The sequence below is a fragment of the Solidesulfovibrio aerotolerans genome (genome assembly GCF_009856865.1).
GTDB lineage: Bacteria > Desulfobacterota > Desulfovibrionia > Desulfovibrionales > Desulfovibrionaceae > Solidesulfovibrio > Solidesulfovibrio aerotolerans.
Genome location: NZ_WVUD01000006.1, coordinates 81,041 through 97,312, shown reverse-complemented (window position 1 = coordinate 97,312; position 16,272 = coordinate 81,041). Strand labels below are relative to the sequence as shown.

Genomic DNA, 16,272 nt, shown 5'->3' with positions numbered 1-16,272 from the left:
TGGAGCTCAAGGAGGGAGTTGGATGCGTTCCAAGGTCATGCTTTCCGGGTTGATCGTCATGGTGTGCAGCTTGGCCATGGCCACGGCGGCTTTTTGCGAGGGTGGCAAGTTCAGCGGCATCGTCGATGCCAAGTCCACGTTGTGTTATCCCCTCGAACTCACGTTCAAACGCCCGTCCGGGGTGCTTAAAACCAGTTTTGCCCCGGTCAAGTTTTCCCACGGGCAGCACGCTTCCGTGGCCTGCGTCACCTGCCACCACATGTGGGACGGCAAGAGCGAAGTCCAGGGTTGCGCCGAGGCCGGTTGCCACGACAATCTGAAGGAACGCCAGGAAGCGACGTCCTACTTCCGCGCTTTCCACGACAAGAATGCCGAGAACAGCTGCCTGGGCTGTCACCTCAAGGCCAATGTGGCCCGCAAAGACAAGGGCCAAAAGCCCCTGTCCGTGGCCCCCTGCTCCAACAACGGTTGCCACGTGGCCGCGAAATAACCACGGGGAACCGAACGCCGTTTTGAAAGCCCCTGCCGACGCAGGGGCTTTTTTTTCGGGTCCGGGCCGCTGTGGCACGCTTATCGGCCGCTCTGCCGCCCCCCGACCCGGCCGGTTTGCCTGCCGTGCCGCTGCGGCAGCGGCATCCTGGCCCGGCCAACCGCCACCGGCTGCTGTCCGCCCCAAGGAGGCGCGCCGTGAACGACCCCGCCCGCGTCATCGACATCTCCCTGCCCCTGGGGCCGCCGACGCCGCCCGTGCCCGGCGACCCGCCCTTTGCCCGCCGCCTGTTTCTCACCCACGAAACCGACGGCTGCGAGGCCGCGGCTTGGTGCTTAAGCGCCCACAGCGCCGCCCATATCGATTTTCCGGCCCACTTTCTGCCCCAAGGCAAACGGGCCGGAGACTATCCCGTCGCCGCCTTTTTCCCACCGGCCGTGGTCATCGACTGCGGGCAGGCGCTGCGGCTTGGCCCGGATGTCCTGGCCGGCGTGGCCATCCATCCGGGCGAGGCGGTGCTCTTTTGCACCGTCAACTCCCGCGAACAGCGCTTTGCCCAAGGAGCTTTCCCGGACGACTTCGCCAGCGTCACCCCGCAACTCGCCCGGGAACTCATCACCCGCCGGGTCAGCCTGGTCGGCCTCGACGCCATGAGCATCGAACCGCTCACCGATCCGGCCTATCCCGTGCACCGGCTGCTGCTGGCAAGCGGCGTCCTGATCCTCGAAGGGTTGATCCTGTCCCAGGCCGCACCGGGCCGCTACCGGCTGGCCTGCCCGCCCCTGGCCGTGGCCGAGGCCGAGGCCTCGCCGGTGCGGGCCGTCCTTTGGCAAGAGCCGGCCTGAGCGGCGGCCGACGGCCTATTCGATGCAAATAATCTCGTAGTCCTGGCCGGTCAGGCAGGCCCCGCCCGTTTCCGTCACTTCAAAGGTGTTTTCCACGCCCACCATGCCGACCCCGGGGATGCCGAATTTGGGCTCCAGGGCCAAGGTCATGCCGCAGGCCAGCGGCGCGTCAAACCCCTTGGCCAGAACCGGCCAGCCGTCGATGGCCAGGCCAATGCCGTGGCCGAGAAAGCGCACCTGATTATCACCCAGGCCCATGAAGCCTTCCGACAGCCCGGCCTCCGCAGCCATCGCAAGCGCCAGGGCGTACAGCTCAGACGGAATCGCCCCAGGGCGCAGCCGCTCGGCCACGGCCTGCTGCACGGCCATGCACAGGTCATGGCCCCGGCGGGCGGCGTCGGGCAAAGCGGCTGCCTTGCCGGCAAAATAGACCTGCGTCTTATCCGTGCTGTAGCCTTCCAGGGCAAAGCCGTTGTCGATGGTGAGCAATTCGCCTGGCTTCCAGACCGTGCCGGCATAGCCGGCGAACGGCAGGGCCGGGTGCTCGCCGCGAAGCCCCACCGGGCCATTGAAAACACTGGGATAGTTGGCCGAATCCCCGGCCGCGATATGGCCCAGAAAGATCTCCTCGCCGTAGCTGCCCATGCGCAGTTGGCCTTGATGGCCCAGGTCGAAAAAGGCGTCCCAGCACACCCGGGCGATTTCGCGCTCGGTCATGCCCGGCCGGATGCGCCTCGGCACGAGTTCCATCAATCCCTTGGCGTGGCGCGCTCCGCACAGGCGCAACTTGGCCAGTTCCCATTCGGACTTATACGCCTGGGCCATGGCCAGGGCGGTATCGCCGGCCATGAAGGTGACATCCGGCAGGCGGGAGACCAGCAGATTGGCCAGATTCCAGGGCAGGCCGGCCTGTTCGGCGGCGCACACCGGGGCGAGCGGGCTGCCGGCCTTTTGACACAAAGGGGCGATATCGCCAAAAGAGCGGAAAGACACGATGGTGGGCAAAGGCGATTCGAGGACCGCCCGCTCCCGGCCCTTGCGGCACAAAAGCACGGGGTCGCCGGCCAGCGGCAGCCACAGGACGCCATTGGCCCAGGAGCCGGTCAGATAATAGAGCGCCAGACGGGAAAAAACGAGCAGTCCGCCGGCTCCGGGGGCCGTTTGGGCCAAGAGTGCGCGCACGGATTGGTGGCGGGCGTGCATTTCCGATTCGGGCAGGCGTTCAAGGGCTTCAAACATCTGCAATACTCCGTTTTGGGTTGCTTTATCTTGTGCGGGCAGGCATAGCGGCCGTCCGGGCTGAACCCGGACGCGCAATTCGCCGCATCCGTCCGGATTCACAGCGCAAAAACTTCCAACACCCGGGACAGGACCGCACGCCATGCCAAGCAGCACGCTTCAAAAAATATCGTGGCCGGCCTTTTTCGCCCTGATCGGGGCGACGATTTTGTGGGGCAGTTCGTTTATCGCCATGAAGATCGCCATGCGCGAGATTTCCCCGCTGCTGGTGGTTTTTGGCCGCATGGCCGTGGCCTCGGTGGTCTTTGGGCTGTTGTGGCGACGCCTGGGCGGCTTTGCCGCCGGCAAGGGCGACTGGCCCTGGATTGCCTTTATGGCCTTTTGCGAGCCCTGCCTCTATTTCATCTTTGAATCCCAGGCCCTGACCTTCACCCAGGCTTCCCAGGCCGGCATGATCACGGCGCTATTGCCGGTGATGACGGCCGTGGCCGCCGCCCTATTTCTTAAAGAAAAACTTGAAGGACGCACCATGGCCGGCTTGCTCCTGGCGGTTGGCGGGGTGGCCGTCATGAGCGTGACAGGCGAGGCGTCCCCGGCCGCACCGCGCCCGATTCTCGGCAACACCCTGGAATTTATAGCCATGTGTTGCGCCGTCGGCTACATCATCACCTGCAAACGCCTGGCCGTGCGCCACAAGCCACTCTACCTCACCGCCGCCCAGTGCTTTATCGGTCTGCTCTTCTTCTCCCCGGCCCTGGTCCTGGCCCCCTGGCCCGAGCGCCTGACGCCGGGCCCGGCCCTGGCAGTGGTCTTTCTGGGACTGGCCGTCACCTTTGTGGCCTACGGCCTGTACAATTTCGGCGTCAGCCGGGCTCCGGCGGCCAAGGCCGCAGCCTTTATCAATCTCATCCCGGTGGTGACCTGTCTGCTGTCGCGCTTTTTCCTGGACGAGACCATGACACCCGGCCAGTGGCTCGGCGGCGGCACGGTCCTGGCCGGCGTGGCCCTAAGCGCCCGACCGGGAAGCAAGAGGCAGGCGGCGCAAAAACGCTAGTCCGGGGAGAGTCTGGGAGGGAGTTCCCCCTCTGCCCACCGGAGCAACCATGTTCCCGCCAAACGCACACAGCGCCTCACAGTACCAGCCATCTCCCCAACCCCCCTGAAATACTTCTCCTATCAAGGGGGTCCGGGGGGGATTATCCCCCCCGGCCGCCGGAGGCACTCTTATTTCTTCCCTCTTCCTCTCTCCACTCCCTCACCCGTCGCGGCGCGTGTAGTCCATGTTGCGGCGTAGCGGCTCGAAGCCGGCTTTGACCACCAGCCGGCGCAGTTCGTCTTCTTCCAGGCGGAAATGGACGCCGGCGGCAGCCACCACATTTTCCTCGATCATGGTGGAGCCGAAATCGTTGGCCCCGAAATACAGTGCCATCTGCCCCACCATCGGCCCCTGGGTGACCCAGGAGGCCTGAATGTTGGGGATGTTGTCCAGAAAAAGCCGCGACAGGGCCAAAAGGCGTAGATACTCCCAGGAGGAGGCTTCGGGCACGGTGAGCGCCGTGTTGCCGGGCTGGAAGGTCCAGGGGATAAAGGCGGTGAAGCCGCCGGTCTGGTCTTGCAGGTCGCGCAGGCGGGAAAGATGCTCCAGCCGGTGCTCGATGGTCTCGCCCAGGCCGATGACCATGGTGGCTGTGGAGCGCAGGCCCAGCCGGTGGGCTTCGGCCATGACCCCGATCCAGGCATCGGCCGGGCACTTATTGGGCGAGACCCGGCTGCGGATGGGGTCGGACAGGATTTCCGCCCCGCCGCCGGGCAGCGATGTCAGGCCGGCGGCCTTGAGTTCGGTGAGCACCTCGGCTATGGACAGCCCTTCCATTGTGGCCAAAAAGACGATCTCCGGCGGCGAAAACCCATGCACGGCCACGCCGGGAAAGCCGGCGCGCAGCGAAGCCAGCATGCCGGTGTAAAAATCCAGATGTAAATCCGGGTGCATGCCGCCTTGCAGCAGGATCTGGTAGCCGCCAAGGGCCACCGTCTCGGCCACTTTGTCCGCCAACTCTGTTGCGGACAGCACATAGCCGCCGGGCTGGCCGGGAGCCTTGAAAAAGGCGCAAAACCGGCAACCGCAGGCGCAGATATTGGTATAATTGATATTTCTATCGACGATATAGGTGACGACCGGTTCGGGATGCAGGGCGAGCCTTGCGGCGTGAGCTTTTTTCCCCAGGGAAAAAACGTCCTCGCCGCCCCACAGGGCGCGGGCCTCGTCCACGCTTATACGGCTGATGGCGCGATCTGGCATTGTGCGATTGACCTCCAGGCAGGGATGCCGCCATGGCGATACCCTTTTTTGCCGCAAACGAAAACCACCCAGGAACCATGCTGTACGCCGATTCCATGCTCAAAGAGCTGCTTGTCCCAGGAAAGACCATTGCCCTTGTCGGGGCCAAGGACCGCCCCGGAACCGAAGTGGATATGGTGGGCCGGTTTATGATCGACGCCGGCTTTCGCGTTATTCCCGTGCATCCGGCCCGGGCCTCGGTCTGGGGCATACCGGCCCGCAAGACCCTGGCCGAGATTGACGAGCCCATTGACGTTGTAAACCTGTTTCGCGCCCCGGCGAATTGTCCGGCCCATGCCGACGAAACATTGGCCCTGCCGCAGCGACCGGCCTGCTTTTGGATGCAATCCGGCATTGCCAGCCCCCAGGCCAAGGCGCTTCTCGCCCCGGCCGGGGTCGTGGTGGTGGAGGATCGCTGCATCATGGTTGAATACCGTCGCCTTTGGGGATAGGGTATGGAAATGTCGTCTGTCATTGCCTTTGCCTGTCAACGTTGCGGCCACTGCTGTGAAGGCGTGGGCGGTATCGTCCTGTCCGCCTACGACATCGAGCGTCTGGGCGACCATCTTGGACTTGACCGCGAGACGTTGCTCACTCGCTTTGCCGAATATGTCGGCGGCCGGCAGCGGCTTATTACCGGCCCGGATGACTACTGCATCTTTTACAAGCAGGGCTGCACCGTGCATCCGGGCCGCCCGGATGTGTGCCGGGCCTGGCCCTATTTTCGCGGCAACATCATCGACGCCGACAGCCACGCCATGGCGGCCGAGGATTGTCCGGGCATCAACCGGCAGGCCTCCCACGCCGAATTCGCCAGACAGGGCCGGGCCTATCTGGTCGAGCGGGGCCTGACGCGTCCCCGGGGCGAGGACGTCCCCGAAGCCCTGGCCGACCTCGACCCGGGAACCGCCTGAGGGAGCGCAGCATGGGCAGTCAGGATTCGATGCGCCTTGATCAGGCGCGCGCCCTGCTCGGGGTAGCGGCCACCGACGACGTCGAGGCCGTCAAATCCGCCTATCGCAAGCTCGCCTTCAAGCTGCACCCGGATCTGCACCCTGACGACGCGGCCGCCAAACGCAAATTCCAGCGGTTAAACGAAGCCTATCTCCTGCTGCGCCACTTCCTGGCCGACCGCGACCAGCGCGGTCCCGGTCCGGCCGCCGAAGATCAAGCCAAAACCGCCGGCCCCAAACGGCCCGCCGGCCAGCAAGCCCAACCCGGAGCCAGGACCAGCCGCCCCGGGCCGCCACCACCGCCCCCAGGCCCGGACCCCGGCGCGGCCCACAGCCAGCGCAAGGCCAAACAAGCCTACACCAAAGCCTCCAAAGACACCGCCGACGCCGGATTTTATTTCCACCGCGAAGAAGTGCTCCAGGATCTGCTCAAAGATCCTTTTGCCCGGCAGGTGTTTGAAGACATCTACCGCAAGGTGAAAAGCGGTCCGGTGCGCAGCAAAAAAGTGGCGGCCAAGGGCGCGCGCGAGGTCTCGTTTAGTTGGGGAGACAAAGCGGTATCTCTCGATATTTCCAAGGGATTTATCGGATCTCTCAAGGATTACTTTCAAAAACAATTGGATGACGAACAAACCGTCCATCTGCCCAGCGCCAGCCTGCTCCCCGGCACCCGCATCCGGGTCGGCATCCGCCACGGGTTGGGCAACGCCAAACCCACCATGGTGGAAGTCACCCTGCCCACGGATTTCGTGGTGGGACGCCCCATCCGGCTTAAAGGCATGGGCCGGCGCATCGGTCCCATGCGCGGCGATCTCTATCTGCGACTGCTCGCCAAATAACGCCCATCCCCAAGGAGGCTTTGCATGCTCTCCACCGCCATCCGCCTTGCCTTGCTCTGCGCCCTGGCCGCCTGCCTGCTGCCACGTCCCGCCGAGGCTGCCACGCCGGAACTGGTCGGCGGCCCCTGCCGCTACGACGTGTTTGCCGGCACCGCCACCTTCGTGACCGTGAGAGCCTGGCAGCCACGCTCACCCAACGAAGGCATCCCCACCCCCTATCCGCCCCTGGCCGTGACCTACCGCTTCACCCCGAGCGCCCCCATCACCGGTGAACCGCTCTATCAGCCCGACGCCACGCACACCCTGACCCTGGCCAACAGCATGCCCCCCGGACCGCGTTTCGTCGCCAAATACGCCATCGCGCCGGGCAAGACCGTTCCCTGCGAACTCCACATCATCCGCCAGGGAACCTGTACGCCCGTCATCCATGTCTTTCCTGGCATCGATAGAACCGACTATTTTGAACAGACGGGCCACTAGGATAGGAAGAGAGGAGAAGAGAAGAGGCCTCCGGCGGCCAAAGGGGGGACCCCTTTGGAATCCCTTATGGAAGGCAAGGGGTTAAGGGGGAAGGCGTTACCTTCATGGTGAAGACGACACATCATACAATAGCGCAAGCGCCACGTACAAGGACACCAGATGCGGGTTACAGGCGGGTACAGCGGGCAATCCGGGGCTGGCAACAAGGACCGGTCCGATGGGCAGGCCTTTCGGCGCGGCCGGCGGGTGGGCCAGGTCGTGCGGGGCCGGCTCGTTTCGCCGGGACCGGGCGGTTTTTTCTGGGTGGTGGTGGCCGGCCACAAACTCTTGGCCGCACTCGACCACGAGCCGGTTCCGGGGCGCGAGCTGGTCTTTCGCATCGAACGGCTGGAGCCGGATCTGGTCCTGCGCGATATCACCCCGCCGCCCTCGGCAACCGACGATCCGGTCCTGCTGCTCGCCGCCCTCACCGACGCCCGGTCCAAATTCGAGGCCCATCTGCGCCGCTTTGTCCCGGCTGCGCCGCCGTCTCCCGGGGCAGCGCTCGCGCCCGCCGACAGCTCCACGCCAGCGCGCAGCGGGTCGGACGCGGCACCCCCGCCCTTTGCCGCTGCCGCATCCAGCCCGGCAGAAAGGCCCGACGGGGAGGCTCCAACACCAGCGCCAGCGCTTGCGCCTTCCCCCGGCCCCACCCTGGATCTCGCCCAGGCGCGCGCGGACTTCCTGGCCTTTTGCCGCGCCGACGCCGCCGCCGGCCAGACCCTGGCCCGGGTGCGCGAACTCGTCCGGCTGGCCGGGCAATGGATTCCCCAAACCCAGGGCCGGCCCGTCTACGCGCCCTGGATGTACCCGGGCATCGGCCAATCGGAATTGCTCACGCAGCGCACCGGACCCGGGAAATGGTCCCTTCGCCTGTTCGGCCGGCTGCCCGGGGCCGGACGCACCGCCGCTGTGGTCACGGTGGACGGCTCCCGGGCGGCCTATCGCCTGATGCTCGAAAACCCGAGCGCAGCCGACGCCGTCATTGCCTCCCTGGCCCGGGTGCGCCTGGGCCGGCGCGAGATCATTGCCGTGTGCCAGTCGGCCGGCGGGCTGCCGGACGAGGCGGCTTCCGGATTTTGGGCCAGGATTTTGGCCGGCGCGGCCCGGCCCTTTACGGGGCTGCATCTTCGGGTATAAATACGGGCACCGGCCGTACATGCCGGATCGATCACACCCGGAGCGTTTCCCCCATGGCGTACAAGGACTTGCAGGAATTTTTGCGGCTGCTGGAGAAAAAAGGCGAACTCAAACGCATCACGCCAGCACTTGATCCCAAGCTGGAAATCGCTGAAATCACCGACCGCGTCTCCAAGGCCGGCGGGCCGGCGCTTTTCTTTGAAAATCCCACCGGTTCAAAATTTCCGGTCGTCACCAACGCCTTCGGCTCCTTCCCGCGCATGCATCTGGCCCTGGAATGCGCCGACCTCGACGCCCTGGGCCAACGCATCGACGATGTGCTGGAGATGGAAAAGCCCGAAGGACTTATCGAGAAGCTCAAGCTCCTGCCGAAACTGGCCAAGATGGCCGGCATCTTCCCCAAGACCGTCACCAAGGCCCCCTGCCAGGATGTGGTCCTGACCGGCGACGCCGTGGACCTGTCCCTGCTGCCGGTGCTGACCACCTGGCCCGGCGACGCCGGGCCGTTTATCACCCTGCCCGTGGTGGTGACCAGAGACCCGGAAACCGGCAAACGCAACGTCGGCATGTACCGCATGCAGGTCTTTGACAAAAATACCACCGGCATGCACTGGCATCGCCACAAGGGCGGTGCGTCGCATTACCACGAGGCCGGCAAACGCGGCGAACGCCTGCCCGTGGCCGTGGCCATCGGGCCTGACCCGGCCTGTACCTACGCCGCCACCGCCCCGCTGCCCGACGACATCGACGAATTTCTCTTTGCCGGCTTCCTACGCCAGAGCGCCGTGGAGCTGGTGCAATGCAAGACCGTGGACCTGCAGGTGCCGGCCAACAGCCAGTTTGTCCTGGAAGGCTACGTCGAACCCGGCGAGCGCCGCCGCGAAGGCCCCTTTGGCGACCACACCGGCTATTACTCCCTGGCCGACGACTACCCGGTCTTTCACGTGACGGCCATCACCCACCGCAAGGATGCCGTCTATCCGGCCACGCTGGTGGGGCCGCCGCCCATGGAAGACACCTACATGGGCAAGGCCACCGAACGCCTGTTTCTGCCGCTTATCAAAAAACAGTTGCCGGAAATCGTGGACATGAGCCTGCCGCTGGAAGGCGTGTTCCACAACTTCTGCTTTGTCTCCATCGACAAGCGCTATCCCGGCCAGACGCGCAAGATCATGTACGCCATCTGGGGCCTGGGCCAGATGATGTTTACCAAATTCATCGTGGTGGTGGACGCCGAGGTCAACGTGCAAAACACCTCCGAGGTGTGGTGGCGCGTGGGCAACAACGTCGACGCCCGGCGCGACGTAGTCATCGTGGACGGACCGCTGGACGCCCTGGACCATGCCGCGCCCATGTCCTGCTACGGCGGCAAAATGGGCATCGACGCCACGAAAAAAGGCCCCGAAGAAGGCCACACCCGCGGCTGGCCCGACGCCCTGACCATGGACCCGGCCACCAAGGCCCGCATCGACGCCTTATGGGGCGAACTGGGGTTGTAGAAGGAGGCAGGAAGAATGCCTCCGGCGGCCGGGGGCCTGAGGCCCCCGGACCCCCCACCGGGAAAAATTTTTAAGGGGGGCTGGGCGTTGGTTTTCAGTTCTTTCGGCTGCGGACCGAGAAAACTGAAAGAGGCGCTTGACGGATACCGCCGTTGCTCCGGCGGCGGGAGGGGATGCCCCCCTCCCGCAACCTCCCGGAGAGGGGGAGATGGGGATGGGCGTGGATATCGAGAAATTTCGGTGCCCGTGGTGCGGCGATTTGCCGCTTTACGTGCGCTACCACGACGAGGAATGGGGCGCGCCGCTGCACGACGACCGGGCGCTTTTCGAGCTGCTCATCCTCGAAGGGGCCCAGGCCGGATTGTCCTGGCTGACAGTGCTCAAACGGCGAGAAGGCTACCGCTTGGCCTACGAGGGCTTTGATCCTTTGCGCGTGGCGGCTTACGACGACGCCAAAATGGCCGAACTGATCGCCGACGCCCGCATCATCCGCAACCGGGCCAAGGTGGCGGCTTCGGTTAAAAACGCCCAGGCATTTTTGGCCGTTGCCGAGGCCTTTGGCTCCTTTGACGCCTACCTGTGGCGCTTCGTGGACGGCAAACCTGTCATCGGCGGCTGGAACGCCATCGGCGAAGTGCCGGCAGTCACGCCCTTGGCCGAAACCGTCCGCCGCGACCTCAAGGCCCGGGGCTTCGGGTTTGTCGGCCCCACCATCGTCTATGCCTTTTTGCAGGCAGCGGGTCTGGTCAACGACCATCTGCGCGGCTGCTTCCGGTTCCGGGAACTGGTCGGGGATGCCTGATGCAGTCGGGACCACTCGCCCGAGCGCCCATCTACACCATCGGGCACAGCGGCCACGAGCGGGTCACGTTTTTAAGCCTGCTCGCCTGCCAGGGCGTCAACATGGTTATCGACGTGCGCAGCCACCCGGTTTCCCGGTACATGCCGCATTTTTCCAAGGACGCCCTGTCCACTTCGCTACGGCTGTGGGGCGTCTCCTATGTCTATCTGGGCCGGGAGCTTGGCGGCCGGCCGGAAGGTTCGCCCATTGCTGCGGCCGTGTCCTTTTCCCGGGGGGTGGACCTGGTCATGGATTACTGGCGCCAAGCCTGGCGGCTGGTTTTATTATGCGGTGAAGAAGACCCCAGATGCTGCCACCGGGCCGGGCGCATCGCCCCGGAACTGCTGTCCCGGGGTGCCCGGGTGGTCCATATCCGGGCCGACGGGCGGCTGGAGCCGCACACCCCGGCCTGGAACGATTTTGCCCTGGCCTGCGTGTTGGCCGACAGGGAGCCGCAGTGACCGCACGCCGGCCTGCCCCGGGCCGACAGGACGGATAGTGGAAGAAAATAGCCCCTGTGCGGGCCAAACGGAAGGAGAAAGGGCGTGAGCGACGCGTGGGTGACGGTTTCAAGTTATGTGGCTCCGCTGGCGGCGGAAGCGGCCTTTGAGGAGATTGTGGCGGCAGACGTGGCCCGCTGGCACGACGCCGCCCGGGAGTCCGGTCTGGACGGGGAGGGCCATGTGCGTGTGTCCCGCCAGAACGGCGAAGTGGATGTGGAAATAAGCCCCGAGCTGGATGCAGCCTTTACCCCGGTGCAGACGTTGTGGAAAGCGCTGTAGCTGCCCTATTCCCTGCCTCCCGGGAAACGGCCGCAGTCGGCTGCCCCGATCCCACGGTCTCCCGGGCCGCCACCGTGAGCAGCCCGGCCACGAGGCTTGCCAAGGGTGTCGGCTGCGGCGGCAAAAGCAGCGCCGCTTCATAATCAGGCAGCCACGGCAACCCGGCCTCCCCCGGGGCCAGGAAACGCCAGTCCCGGGGGAGGGCCTGCCGAGCCAGAGCGACAATAGCGCCGCGCGCTGCGGCCATGGCCGTCAATCCGGCCACATGGGAGGCGCGGCAGACCTCGGTATAGTTGATGCCGGCGCTGTCCAGAGCGGCCAGTACCATGGGCCGGGTGCGGCAGCCCGCCGCGAAAAGAGCTACTGGCAGTGGCCGCACCCATTCCGGCGAATGCCCTGGCGGCACGCACCAGAGCAATGGATCGCGAAACAAAAATTCGCCTTGTTGACTGCCCGGCTCCCGCACTACCACCGCAAGATCCAATTCACCGGCCCACAAGGCAGTTTCCAGCCCGGCCGACAGTTCGCAGCGCAAATCAACCAGCACCGCCGGATTATCCTCGGCCAGCCGGCGAACGAACTGCAGGCTCAGTCCCATCACGACGTCGTCCGGGATGCCAAGACGCACCCGACCGGTCGGTCGGGCTGATTGCATGGCCGCAGCAGCCGCCGCCACGCGCTGTAAAATCTCCCTGGCGTGACCAAGCAGCACGGCACCGGCCGGTGTTGGCTGGCAGCCCTGGCGTGAACGTTCAAACAGGCGGCAACCGACCCCGTCTTCCAGCATGGCCACACAGACGCTCACCGCAGCCTGGGTTTTGTGCAGCACGGCAGCGGCCTTGGTAAAACCGCCGGTATCCGCCACCGCAACCAGGGTGCGCAGGGCCTGGAGGTCAAAGGGGCTTTTATCCATAGCATTAATTTATCCTAATATAAATTATCATTATTTTACATTATATATAGGCTGGCGTAAAGCCGCTTCATGTGCAAACGTTTTGCCCCGCTTGTCTTTGTCTGTATCTGGTCTACCGGATTCATCGTGGCCCGAGCCATCGCCCCCGGGACCGATCCCTGCCTCTTTCTCACCGCCCGCTTCGGCCTGACCGCCCTGATCCTTACCGTCCTGACCTGCGTGGCCGGCCTCCCTTGGCCGGGAATGCGCCTGGCCCTCGGGCATCTGGCCGTCGGGGGACTGTATAATGGAGTGTATCTTGCGGCCGGCTATCAAGCCGTGCGCCTCGGGCTGTCTCCGGGACTCATGGCCCTTGTCGGCGCATTGCAGCCGCCTGTGACGGCTCTCCTGGCAGCCGTTATTTGGGGAGAATCGTTTTCGCTGCGCCGCGTTGCCGGCATGGGAGCGGCCTTGGCCGGGGTCGGGTTGGCGGTCTGGCCGGCCCTTCATTCCGGCGAGGCAACGGCCATGCCCGCAGCGGCCTTGGCGCTGGCCGGTGCAGGCGTCCTGGCCGTCACCGTCGGGGCGCTGCTGCAAAAGACCGGGCTGCGAGCCACAGACCTGCGGCCGGCAGGGGCCTTGCAGCACGGCGGGGCCGCCCTGGTCACGACGGTCCTGGCGTTGGCCTGGGGGGAGCGCCAAGTTGCCGTGTCGATGGTTGTGTTTTCGGCCCTGGCCTGGAGCGTGGCTGGGCTGTCGCTTGGCGGCTCGATGCTGCTGGTGTGGCTTTTGCGCCAGGGCCAGGCGGCTCGGGCTGCTTCGTTGCTGCTGCTGACACCACCGCTGGCGGCCGTGTGGGGCTGGTTTTTTTTCGGGGCGCAACTCAACACAGCTCAAATCGCGGGTTTTGCCCTGGCCCTTGGCGGCATCGGTCTGGCTCGGGCCGACGGGGCACACACCCCAACAAAACAGGGCGAGGGAGACGCCAGACGCTCAAAGCCCGCCGGAGAAGGGTCTACGGGGTAAAAGACCAGGCCTGTCAGGCAGGCTCTTCGAGTATCTGATGCACCCGGCCGACTTGTCCGTCGGTGAGGCGCACCTTGATGCCCCGGCTATGCACCGGGGCTTTGGTGAGCAGATCTTTGACCACACCCCGGGTGAGCGTCCCGGTGCGCTGATCTTTTTTAAGCACGATGGCCACAGTCAGTCCCGGCCGGATATCGGCGCGTTTGGTGGGATCGGCCATGGCGTCAGGCCGGGGTGAAGCGCAGGAACTTGCGCGGCTTTTCATAGCCATCGGCCATGGGCGAGAGCGCCTCCATGCGCCAGCGCGGGGCAAAAAAGTCGCGCACGTAGTCGAGCAGCAAAAAATCGCCGCCGACGACGTATTGGGCCGGATACAGTTTAAGCATCCGCTCGGGTGTCGTGCCGAGTTCCTTTTTGATCCAATAGATCTTTTGCACCGACAAAATGAGTTCCCGGTCCGACAGGCGTTCCAGAAAGGCCAGGGCCGGGGCCACTCTGTTTTCCAGCACAAAGGTCTTGCCGATAAATTCCACCAGCATGGCGATATCGAAGCGTTGCTCCGGCAGTGGGCAAGCCGGGTCGTCGATGTTGTGGCAGGCAAAGTCCACGCCGTTGGCGTCGAAATGGCGTTTGAGCAGTTCGCAGCCGGCAAGCACCCGGGGTTCGCGGTCAACGCCCACCACGGCGGCCGCACCGAGCCGTCTGGCCTGGAAGGCGAAAAAGCCGAAATTGCAGCCCAGATCCACCACCGTGTGGCCGGTGAAGTCGATGCGGGAAAAGGCGGCCAAGGTGTCCGGGTCGATCACTTCCTTGCCCGGGACGAGCACGGAAAAATCCGCGTCGTACACGGTTCGGTAGCGGTGTTCGGGTTCGATGGCGTCGGCCAGGGCCAGAAATTGCGTCAGCGGCATGGGTGCTCCACTCCAAAATGATCGGCTATGATGCCTGACAACCTCGAAAAAATCAATCCGCAAGTCCGGCCAGGGCGCTTGCCACCGCCGCCGACCGGGTTGGTCCCAATCCGGTCCTGGCCCGGATGTCCTCGGCCGAAGCCGCGCGCATGGCCGCCACCGATCCAAACGCCTCCCAGAGAAGCCGGGCCGTCTTCGGTCCCACCCCGGGCAGGGCCAGGACGTCGCTTTTCAGGCCCACCTTGTGCCTGGCCTGCCGCTGCCGGCCGATGGAATAGTCATGGACCGTATCGCGGATGCGTTGCAGGAAAAGCAGTTCCGGCGATCCCGAGCGCAGCGGCAGGGGATTTTTGCGGCCCGGCACAAAAATAACGTCGTCCATCTCGTTTTGCGAACGCCGGTCGCCCTTGGCGATGGAGGCCAGGGCAAAGGCCCCGCCGACTCCGGCTTCGTCCAAGGCTCGGCCAACAGCCCCGAGCTGGCCCTTGCCGCCGTCAATGAGAAGCAAATCCGGCCAGGGCGGCCCGGAACCGGCCCGCCGGGTGGCAAAGGCGGCCAGGGCCAGATAATCGTCGGACGAGCCTTCGGCTGCGGCAATCGCATAGGACCGGTACTCGCTTTTGCGCGGCGCGCCGTCTTCAAAGACCACCAACCCGACGCGCACACCTTTGCCGCCCAGATGGGAAACGTCAACCGCTTCGATGCGCGCCAAATGGGCCAAGCCAAAAGCCCGGGCCAGAGACGGCAGCACATCGCTTTGCGCTGCCTTGGCCGCCTCTTCGGCGGCCCGGCCGGCATTGACCGCCGCCATCTCCAAGAGCTGGCGTTCCTCGCGCCCGCGCGCCGGACCCAGGCGCAGGGCCATGCCCCGGCGTTCTTCGAGAATTTCGGCCAGCGCCTGCCCGTCGCCGGCCGCTTCGCCCTCGCCGCCCCCCGGGGCCAGCCCTTCGGGGACCACGATGCGGGGCGGAATGAAACTTTCCGGGCGATAGAACTGGAGCAGCGCCGTCACCGCTGCCGAGACGGCTTCGCCTGCCTCCACGCCAGGAAAGAAAAACGTTTTGCGATCCAGAAGCCGTCCCTGGCGCACGAACAGCACGCACAAGCCGACCCCGGCCTCGGTGACGGTAAAATTGACCACATCCATGTCCACCAGTTTCGTCAGCACCGTGGCTTGCCCTTCCACGGTCTTGCGCATGGCCCGCAGCAGATCGCGCAGCCCGGCCGCTTTCTCAAAGGCGAGAGATTCGGCCGCCGCTTCCATCTCGCGTTGCACAGATTTGAGCACTTCGGCCGAACGACCGGTCAGAAAGGCTTCCACCCGGCGCACCAGGGTGGTGTATTGATCGGCGTTAACGGCCAGGACACACGGGGCCAGGCATTGGCCGATGAAATGGTACAGACACGGCCGCACCCGGTTGGCCAAGGCCCGGTCGCCACATTTGCGCAGGGGAAACAGCCGCCCCAGTTCCTTCCAGGTGGCCCGGGCGGCCGCTGCCGAGGTGAAAGGGCCGAAATAGGCCGCCCCATCGCGTTCGACCCGGCGCGTGAAGGCCAGCCGGGGGAAGGGCGAACGCTTGTCGAGCTTGAAAAGAATATAGTTTTTGTCGTCTTTGAGCACCACATTGTAGCGGGGGCGGTGCTTTTTAATGAGGCTTGATTCGAGCAGCAGCGCCTCTTTTTCCGAGGCGGTCAGAAGGACGTCCACGCCCTCGATGCGCGCGACCAGGGCGGTGGTTTTTACGGAGTGGCCGGCGTCGTTGCGAAAATACGAGGAAAGTCGCGCCCGCAGGTTTTTGGCCTTGCCGACATAGAGAATTTTACCCCGAACGCTCTTCATCAAGTAAACACCCGGAGACGTGGGGAAATTTTTTGCTTCAAAGGTGTACATCGTCCCCCAGACTAGCGCGATGGGCCGGTTGACTCAAGCCCTGGTGCGTCGAGGTGTCGCCTTCCTG

General features: G+C 64.9%; 19 protein-coding genes. 13 read left to right on the top strand and 6 right to left on the bottom strand.

All coding sequences use genetic code 11. The annotated features are described in order from the left end of the window. Positions 1-22: 22 nt before the first annotated feature. Positions 23-490: a cytochrome c3 family protein gene (locus tag GTA51_RS05645; RefSeq protein ID WP_160959399.1), complete on the top strand. Its 468-nt coding sequence runs from the start codon at positions 23-25 to the stop codon at positions 488-490. Positions 491-687: 197 nt separating this feature from the next. Next, positions 688-1,335: a cyclase family protein gene (locus GTA51_RS05640; protein WP_160959397.1), complete on the top strand. Its 648-nt coding sequence runs from the start codon at positions 688-690 to the stop codon at positions 1,333-1,335. Between the two features lie 15 nt (positions 1,336-1,350). Here the strand turns inward: GTA51_RS05640 and GTA51_RS05635 are convergent, their stop codons facing one another. Continuing rightward, positions 1,351-2,574, bottom strand: coding sequence for a M24 family metallopeptidase (locus tag GTA51_RS05635; protein WP_160959396.1), 1,224 nt, complete (start codon positions 2,572-2,574; stop codon positions 1,351-1,353). A gap of 142 nt (positions 2,575-2,716) precedes the next feature. Here GTA51_RS05635 and GTA51_RS05630 point away from each other — a divergent pair, with 142 nt between their 5' ends. Next, positions 2,717-3,628: a DMT family transporter gene (locus GTA51_RS05630; RefSeq protein WP_160959394.1), complete on the top strand. Its 912-nt coding sequence runs from the start codon at positions 2,717-2,719 to the stop codon at positions 3,626-3,628. Positions 3,629-3,829: 201 nt separating this feature from the next. Here GTA51_RS05630 and mqnC read toward each other — a convergent pair whose 3' ends face one another. After that, positions 3,830-4,873: a cyclic dehypoxanthinyl futalosine synthase gene (gene mqnC / locus GTA51_RS05625; protein ID WP_160959393.1), complete on the bottom strand. Its 1,044-nt coding sequence runs from the start codon at positions 4,871-4,873 to the stop codon at positions 3,830-3,832. 77 nt (positions 4,874-4,950) lie between these two features. On the opposite strand from mqnC, the gene GTA51_RS05620 reads away from it, so the two are divergent. From GTA51_RS05620 to GTA51_RS05580, 9 genes are all read left to right on the top strand, one after another. Beyond that, a complete protein-coding gene (locus GTA51_RS05620; RefSeq protein ID WP_160959497.1) occupies positions 4,951-5,364 on the top strand; it encodes a CoA-binding protein in 414 nt (137 codons plus the stop codon). Between the two features lie 3 nt (positions 5,365-5,367). Continuing rightward, positions 5,368-5,826 (top strand): YkgJ family cysteine cluster protein, encoded by a 459-nt coding sequence (locus tag GTA51_RS05615; RefSeq protein WP_439333312.1) that lies wholly within the window; start codon positions 5,368-5,370, stop codon positions 5,824-5,826. A gap of 11 nt (positions 5,827-5,837) precedes the next feature. Then, entirely contained in the window at positions 5,838-6,704 is an 867-nt protein-coding gene (locus GTA51_RS05610; protein WP_160959391.1) for a J domain-containing protein, read from the top strand. Positions 6,705-6,728: 24 nt separating this feature from the next. Further along, positions 6,729-7,184 (top strand): hypothetical protein, encoded by a 456-nt coding sequence (locus tag GTA51_RS05605; protein ID WP_160959389.1) that lies wholly within the window; start codon positions 6,729-6,731, stop codon positions 7,182-7,184. A gap of 159 nt (positions 7,185-7,343) precedes the next feature. After that, positions 7,344-8,363, top strand: coding sequence for a response regulator (locus GTA51_RS20910; protein WP_246197998.1), 1,020 nt, complete (start codon positions 7,344-7,346; stop codon positions 8,361-8,363). Between the two features lie 53 nt (positions 8,364-8,416). Further along, entirely contained in the window at positions 8,417-9,862 is a 1,446-nt protein-coding gene (locus GTA51_RS05595; protein WP_160959387.1) for a menaquinone biosynthesis decarboxylase, read from the top strand. Between the two features lie 214 nt (positions 9,863-10,076). Then, entirely contained in the window at positions 10,077-10,664 is a 588-nt protein-coding gene (locus GTA51_RS05590) for a DNA-3-methyladenine glycosylase I (protein ID WP_160959386.1), read from the top strand. Further along, positions 10,664-11,164 carry a DUF488 domain-containing protein gene (locus GTA51_RS05585; RefSeq protein ID WP_160959384.1) on the top strand — a complete coding sequence of 167 codons (501 nt, stop codon included), beginning with the start codon at positions 10,664-10,666 and terminating at the stop codon, positions 11,162-11,164. Before GTA51_RS05590 ends, GTA51_RS05585 begins: the two co-directional genes overlap by 1 nt. An 84-nt stretch (positions 11,165-11,248) precedes the next feature. Next, positions 11,249-11,485 carry a hypothetical protein gene (locus tag GTA51_RS05580; RefSeq protein ID WP_160959383.1) on the top strand — a complete coding sequence of 79 codons (237 nt, stop codon included), beginning with the start codon at positions 11,249-11,251 and terminating at the stop codon, positions 11,483-11,485. Here the strand turns inward: GTA51_RS05580 and GTA51_RS05575 are convergent. After that, a complete protein-coding gene (locus GTA51_RS05575; protein ID WP_160959381.1) occupies positions 11,451-12,398 on the bottom strand; it encodes a LysR family transcriptional regulator in 948 nt (315 codons plus the stop codon). The two genes, GTA51_RS05580 and GTA51_RS05575, sit on opposite strands and share 35 nt — an antisense overlap. 69 nt (positions 12,399-12,467) lie before the next feature. Here GTA51_RS05575 and GTA51_RS05570 point away from each other — a divergent pair, with 69 nt between their 5' ends. Next, on the top strand, positions 12,468-13,403 hold the full coding sequence (locus tag GTA51_RS05570) for a DMT family transporter (RefSeq protein ID WP_160959380.1): 936 nt from the start codon (positions 12,468-12,470) through the stop codon (positions 13,401-13,403). Positions 13,404-13,416: 13 nt separating this feature from the next. On the opposite strand, the gene GTA51_RS05565 is transcribed toward GTA51_RS05570, so the two are convergent. Genes GTA51_RS05565 through uvrC form a run of 3 tightly spaced genes read right to left on the bottom strand, consistent with a single transcriptional unit; the run spans position 13,417 to position 16,205 of the window. After that, positions 13,417-13,623, bottom strand: coding sequence for a YwbE family protein (locus tag GTA51_RS05565; RefSeq protein ID WP_160959378.1), 207 nt, complete (start codon positions 13,621-13,623; stop codon positions 13,417-13,419). Positions 13,624-13,627: 4 nt separating this feature from the next. Continuing rightward, a complete protein-coding gene (locus GTA51_RS05560) occupies positions 13,628-14,314 on the bottom strand; it encodes a class I SAM-dependent methyltransferase (protein WP_160959377.1) in 687 nt (228 codons plus the stop codon). Between the two features lie 52 nt (positions 14,315-14,366). Then, positions 14,367-16,205, bottom strand: a complete 1,839-nt coding sequence (gene uvrC, locus GTA51_RS05555; protein WP_160959375.1) for an excinuclease ABC subunit UvrC — start codon at positions 16,203-16,205, stop codon at positions 14,367-14,369. Positions 16,206-16,272 lie beyond the last annotated feature (67 nt).

Bases quoted from the DNA above. Each gene is read 5' to 3' on its own strand.
- GTA51_RS05610 (WP_160959391.1), top strand. From the start codon at position 5,838: ATGGGCAGTCAGGATTCGATGCGCCTTGATCAGGCGCGCGCCCTGCTC.
- GTA51_RS05635 (WP_160959396.1), bottom strand. From the start codon at position 2,574: ATGTTTGAAGCCCTTGAACGCCTGCCCGAATCGGAAATGCACGCCCGC.
- GTA51_RS05565 (WP_160959378.1), bottom strand. From the start codon at position 13,623: ATGGCCGATCCCACCAAACGCGCCGATATCCGGCCGGGACTGACTGTG.
- GTA51_RS05630 (WP_160959394.1), top strand. From the start codon at position 2,717: ATGCCAAGCAGCACGCTTCAAAAAATATCGTGGCCGGCCTTTTTCGCC.
- GTA51_RS05560 (WP_160959377.1), bottom strand. From the start codon at position 14,314: ATGCCGCTGACGCAATTTCTGGCCCTGGCCGACGCCATCGAACCCGAA.
- GTA51_RS20910 (WP_246197998.1), top strand. From the start codon at position 7,344: ATGCGGGTTACAGGCGGGTACAGCGGGCAATCCGGGGCTGGCAACAAG.
- GTA51_RS05620 (WP_160959497.1), top strand. From the start codon at position 4,951: ATGCTGTACGCCGATTCCATGCTCAAAGAGCTGCTTGTCCCAGGAAAG.
- GTA51_RS05575 (WP_160959381.1), bottom strand. From the start codon at position 12,398: ATGGATAAAAGCCCCTTTGACCTCCAGGCCCTGCGCACCCTGGTTGCG.
- mqnC (WP_160959393.1), bottom strand. From the start codon at position 4,873: ATGCCAGATCGCGCCATCAGCCGTATAAGCGTGGACGAGGCCCGCGCC.
- GTA51_RS05585 (WP_160959384.1), top strand. From the start codon at position 10,664: ATGCAGTCGGGACCACTCGCCCGAGCGCCCATCTACACCATCGGGCAC.
- GTA51_RS05570 (WP_160959380.1), top strand. From the start codon at position 12,468: ATGTGCAAACGTTTTGCCCCGCTTGTCTTTGTCTGTATCTGGTCTACC.
- GTA51_RS05645 (WP_160959399.1), top strand. From the start codon at position 23: ATGCGTTCCAAGGTCATGCTTTCCGGGTTGATCGTCATGGTGTGCAGC.
- GTA51_RS05595 (WP_160959387.1), top strand. From the start codon at position 8,417: ATGGCGTACAAGGACTTGCAGGAATTTTTGCGGCTGCTGGAGAAAAAA.
- GTA51_RS05605 (WP_160959389.1), top strand. From the start codon at position 6,729: ATGCTCTCCACCGCCATCCGCCTTGCCTTGCTCTGCGCCCTGGCCGCC.
- GTA51_RS05615 (WP_439333312.1), top strand. From the start codon at position 5,368: ATGGAAATGTCGTCTGTCATTGCCTTTGCCTGTCAACGTTGCGGCCAC.
- uvrC (WP_160959375.1), bottom strand. From the start codon at position 16,205: ATGTACACCTTTGAAGCAAAAAATTTCCCCACGTCTCCGGGTGTTTAC.
- GTA51_RS05590 (WP_160959386.1), top strand. From the start codon at position 10,077: ATGGGCGTGGATATCGAGAAATTTCGGTGCCCGTGGTGCGGCGATTTG.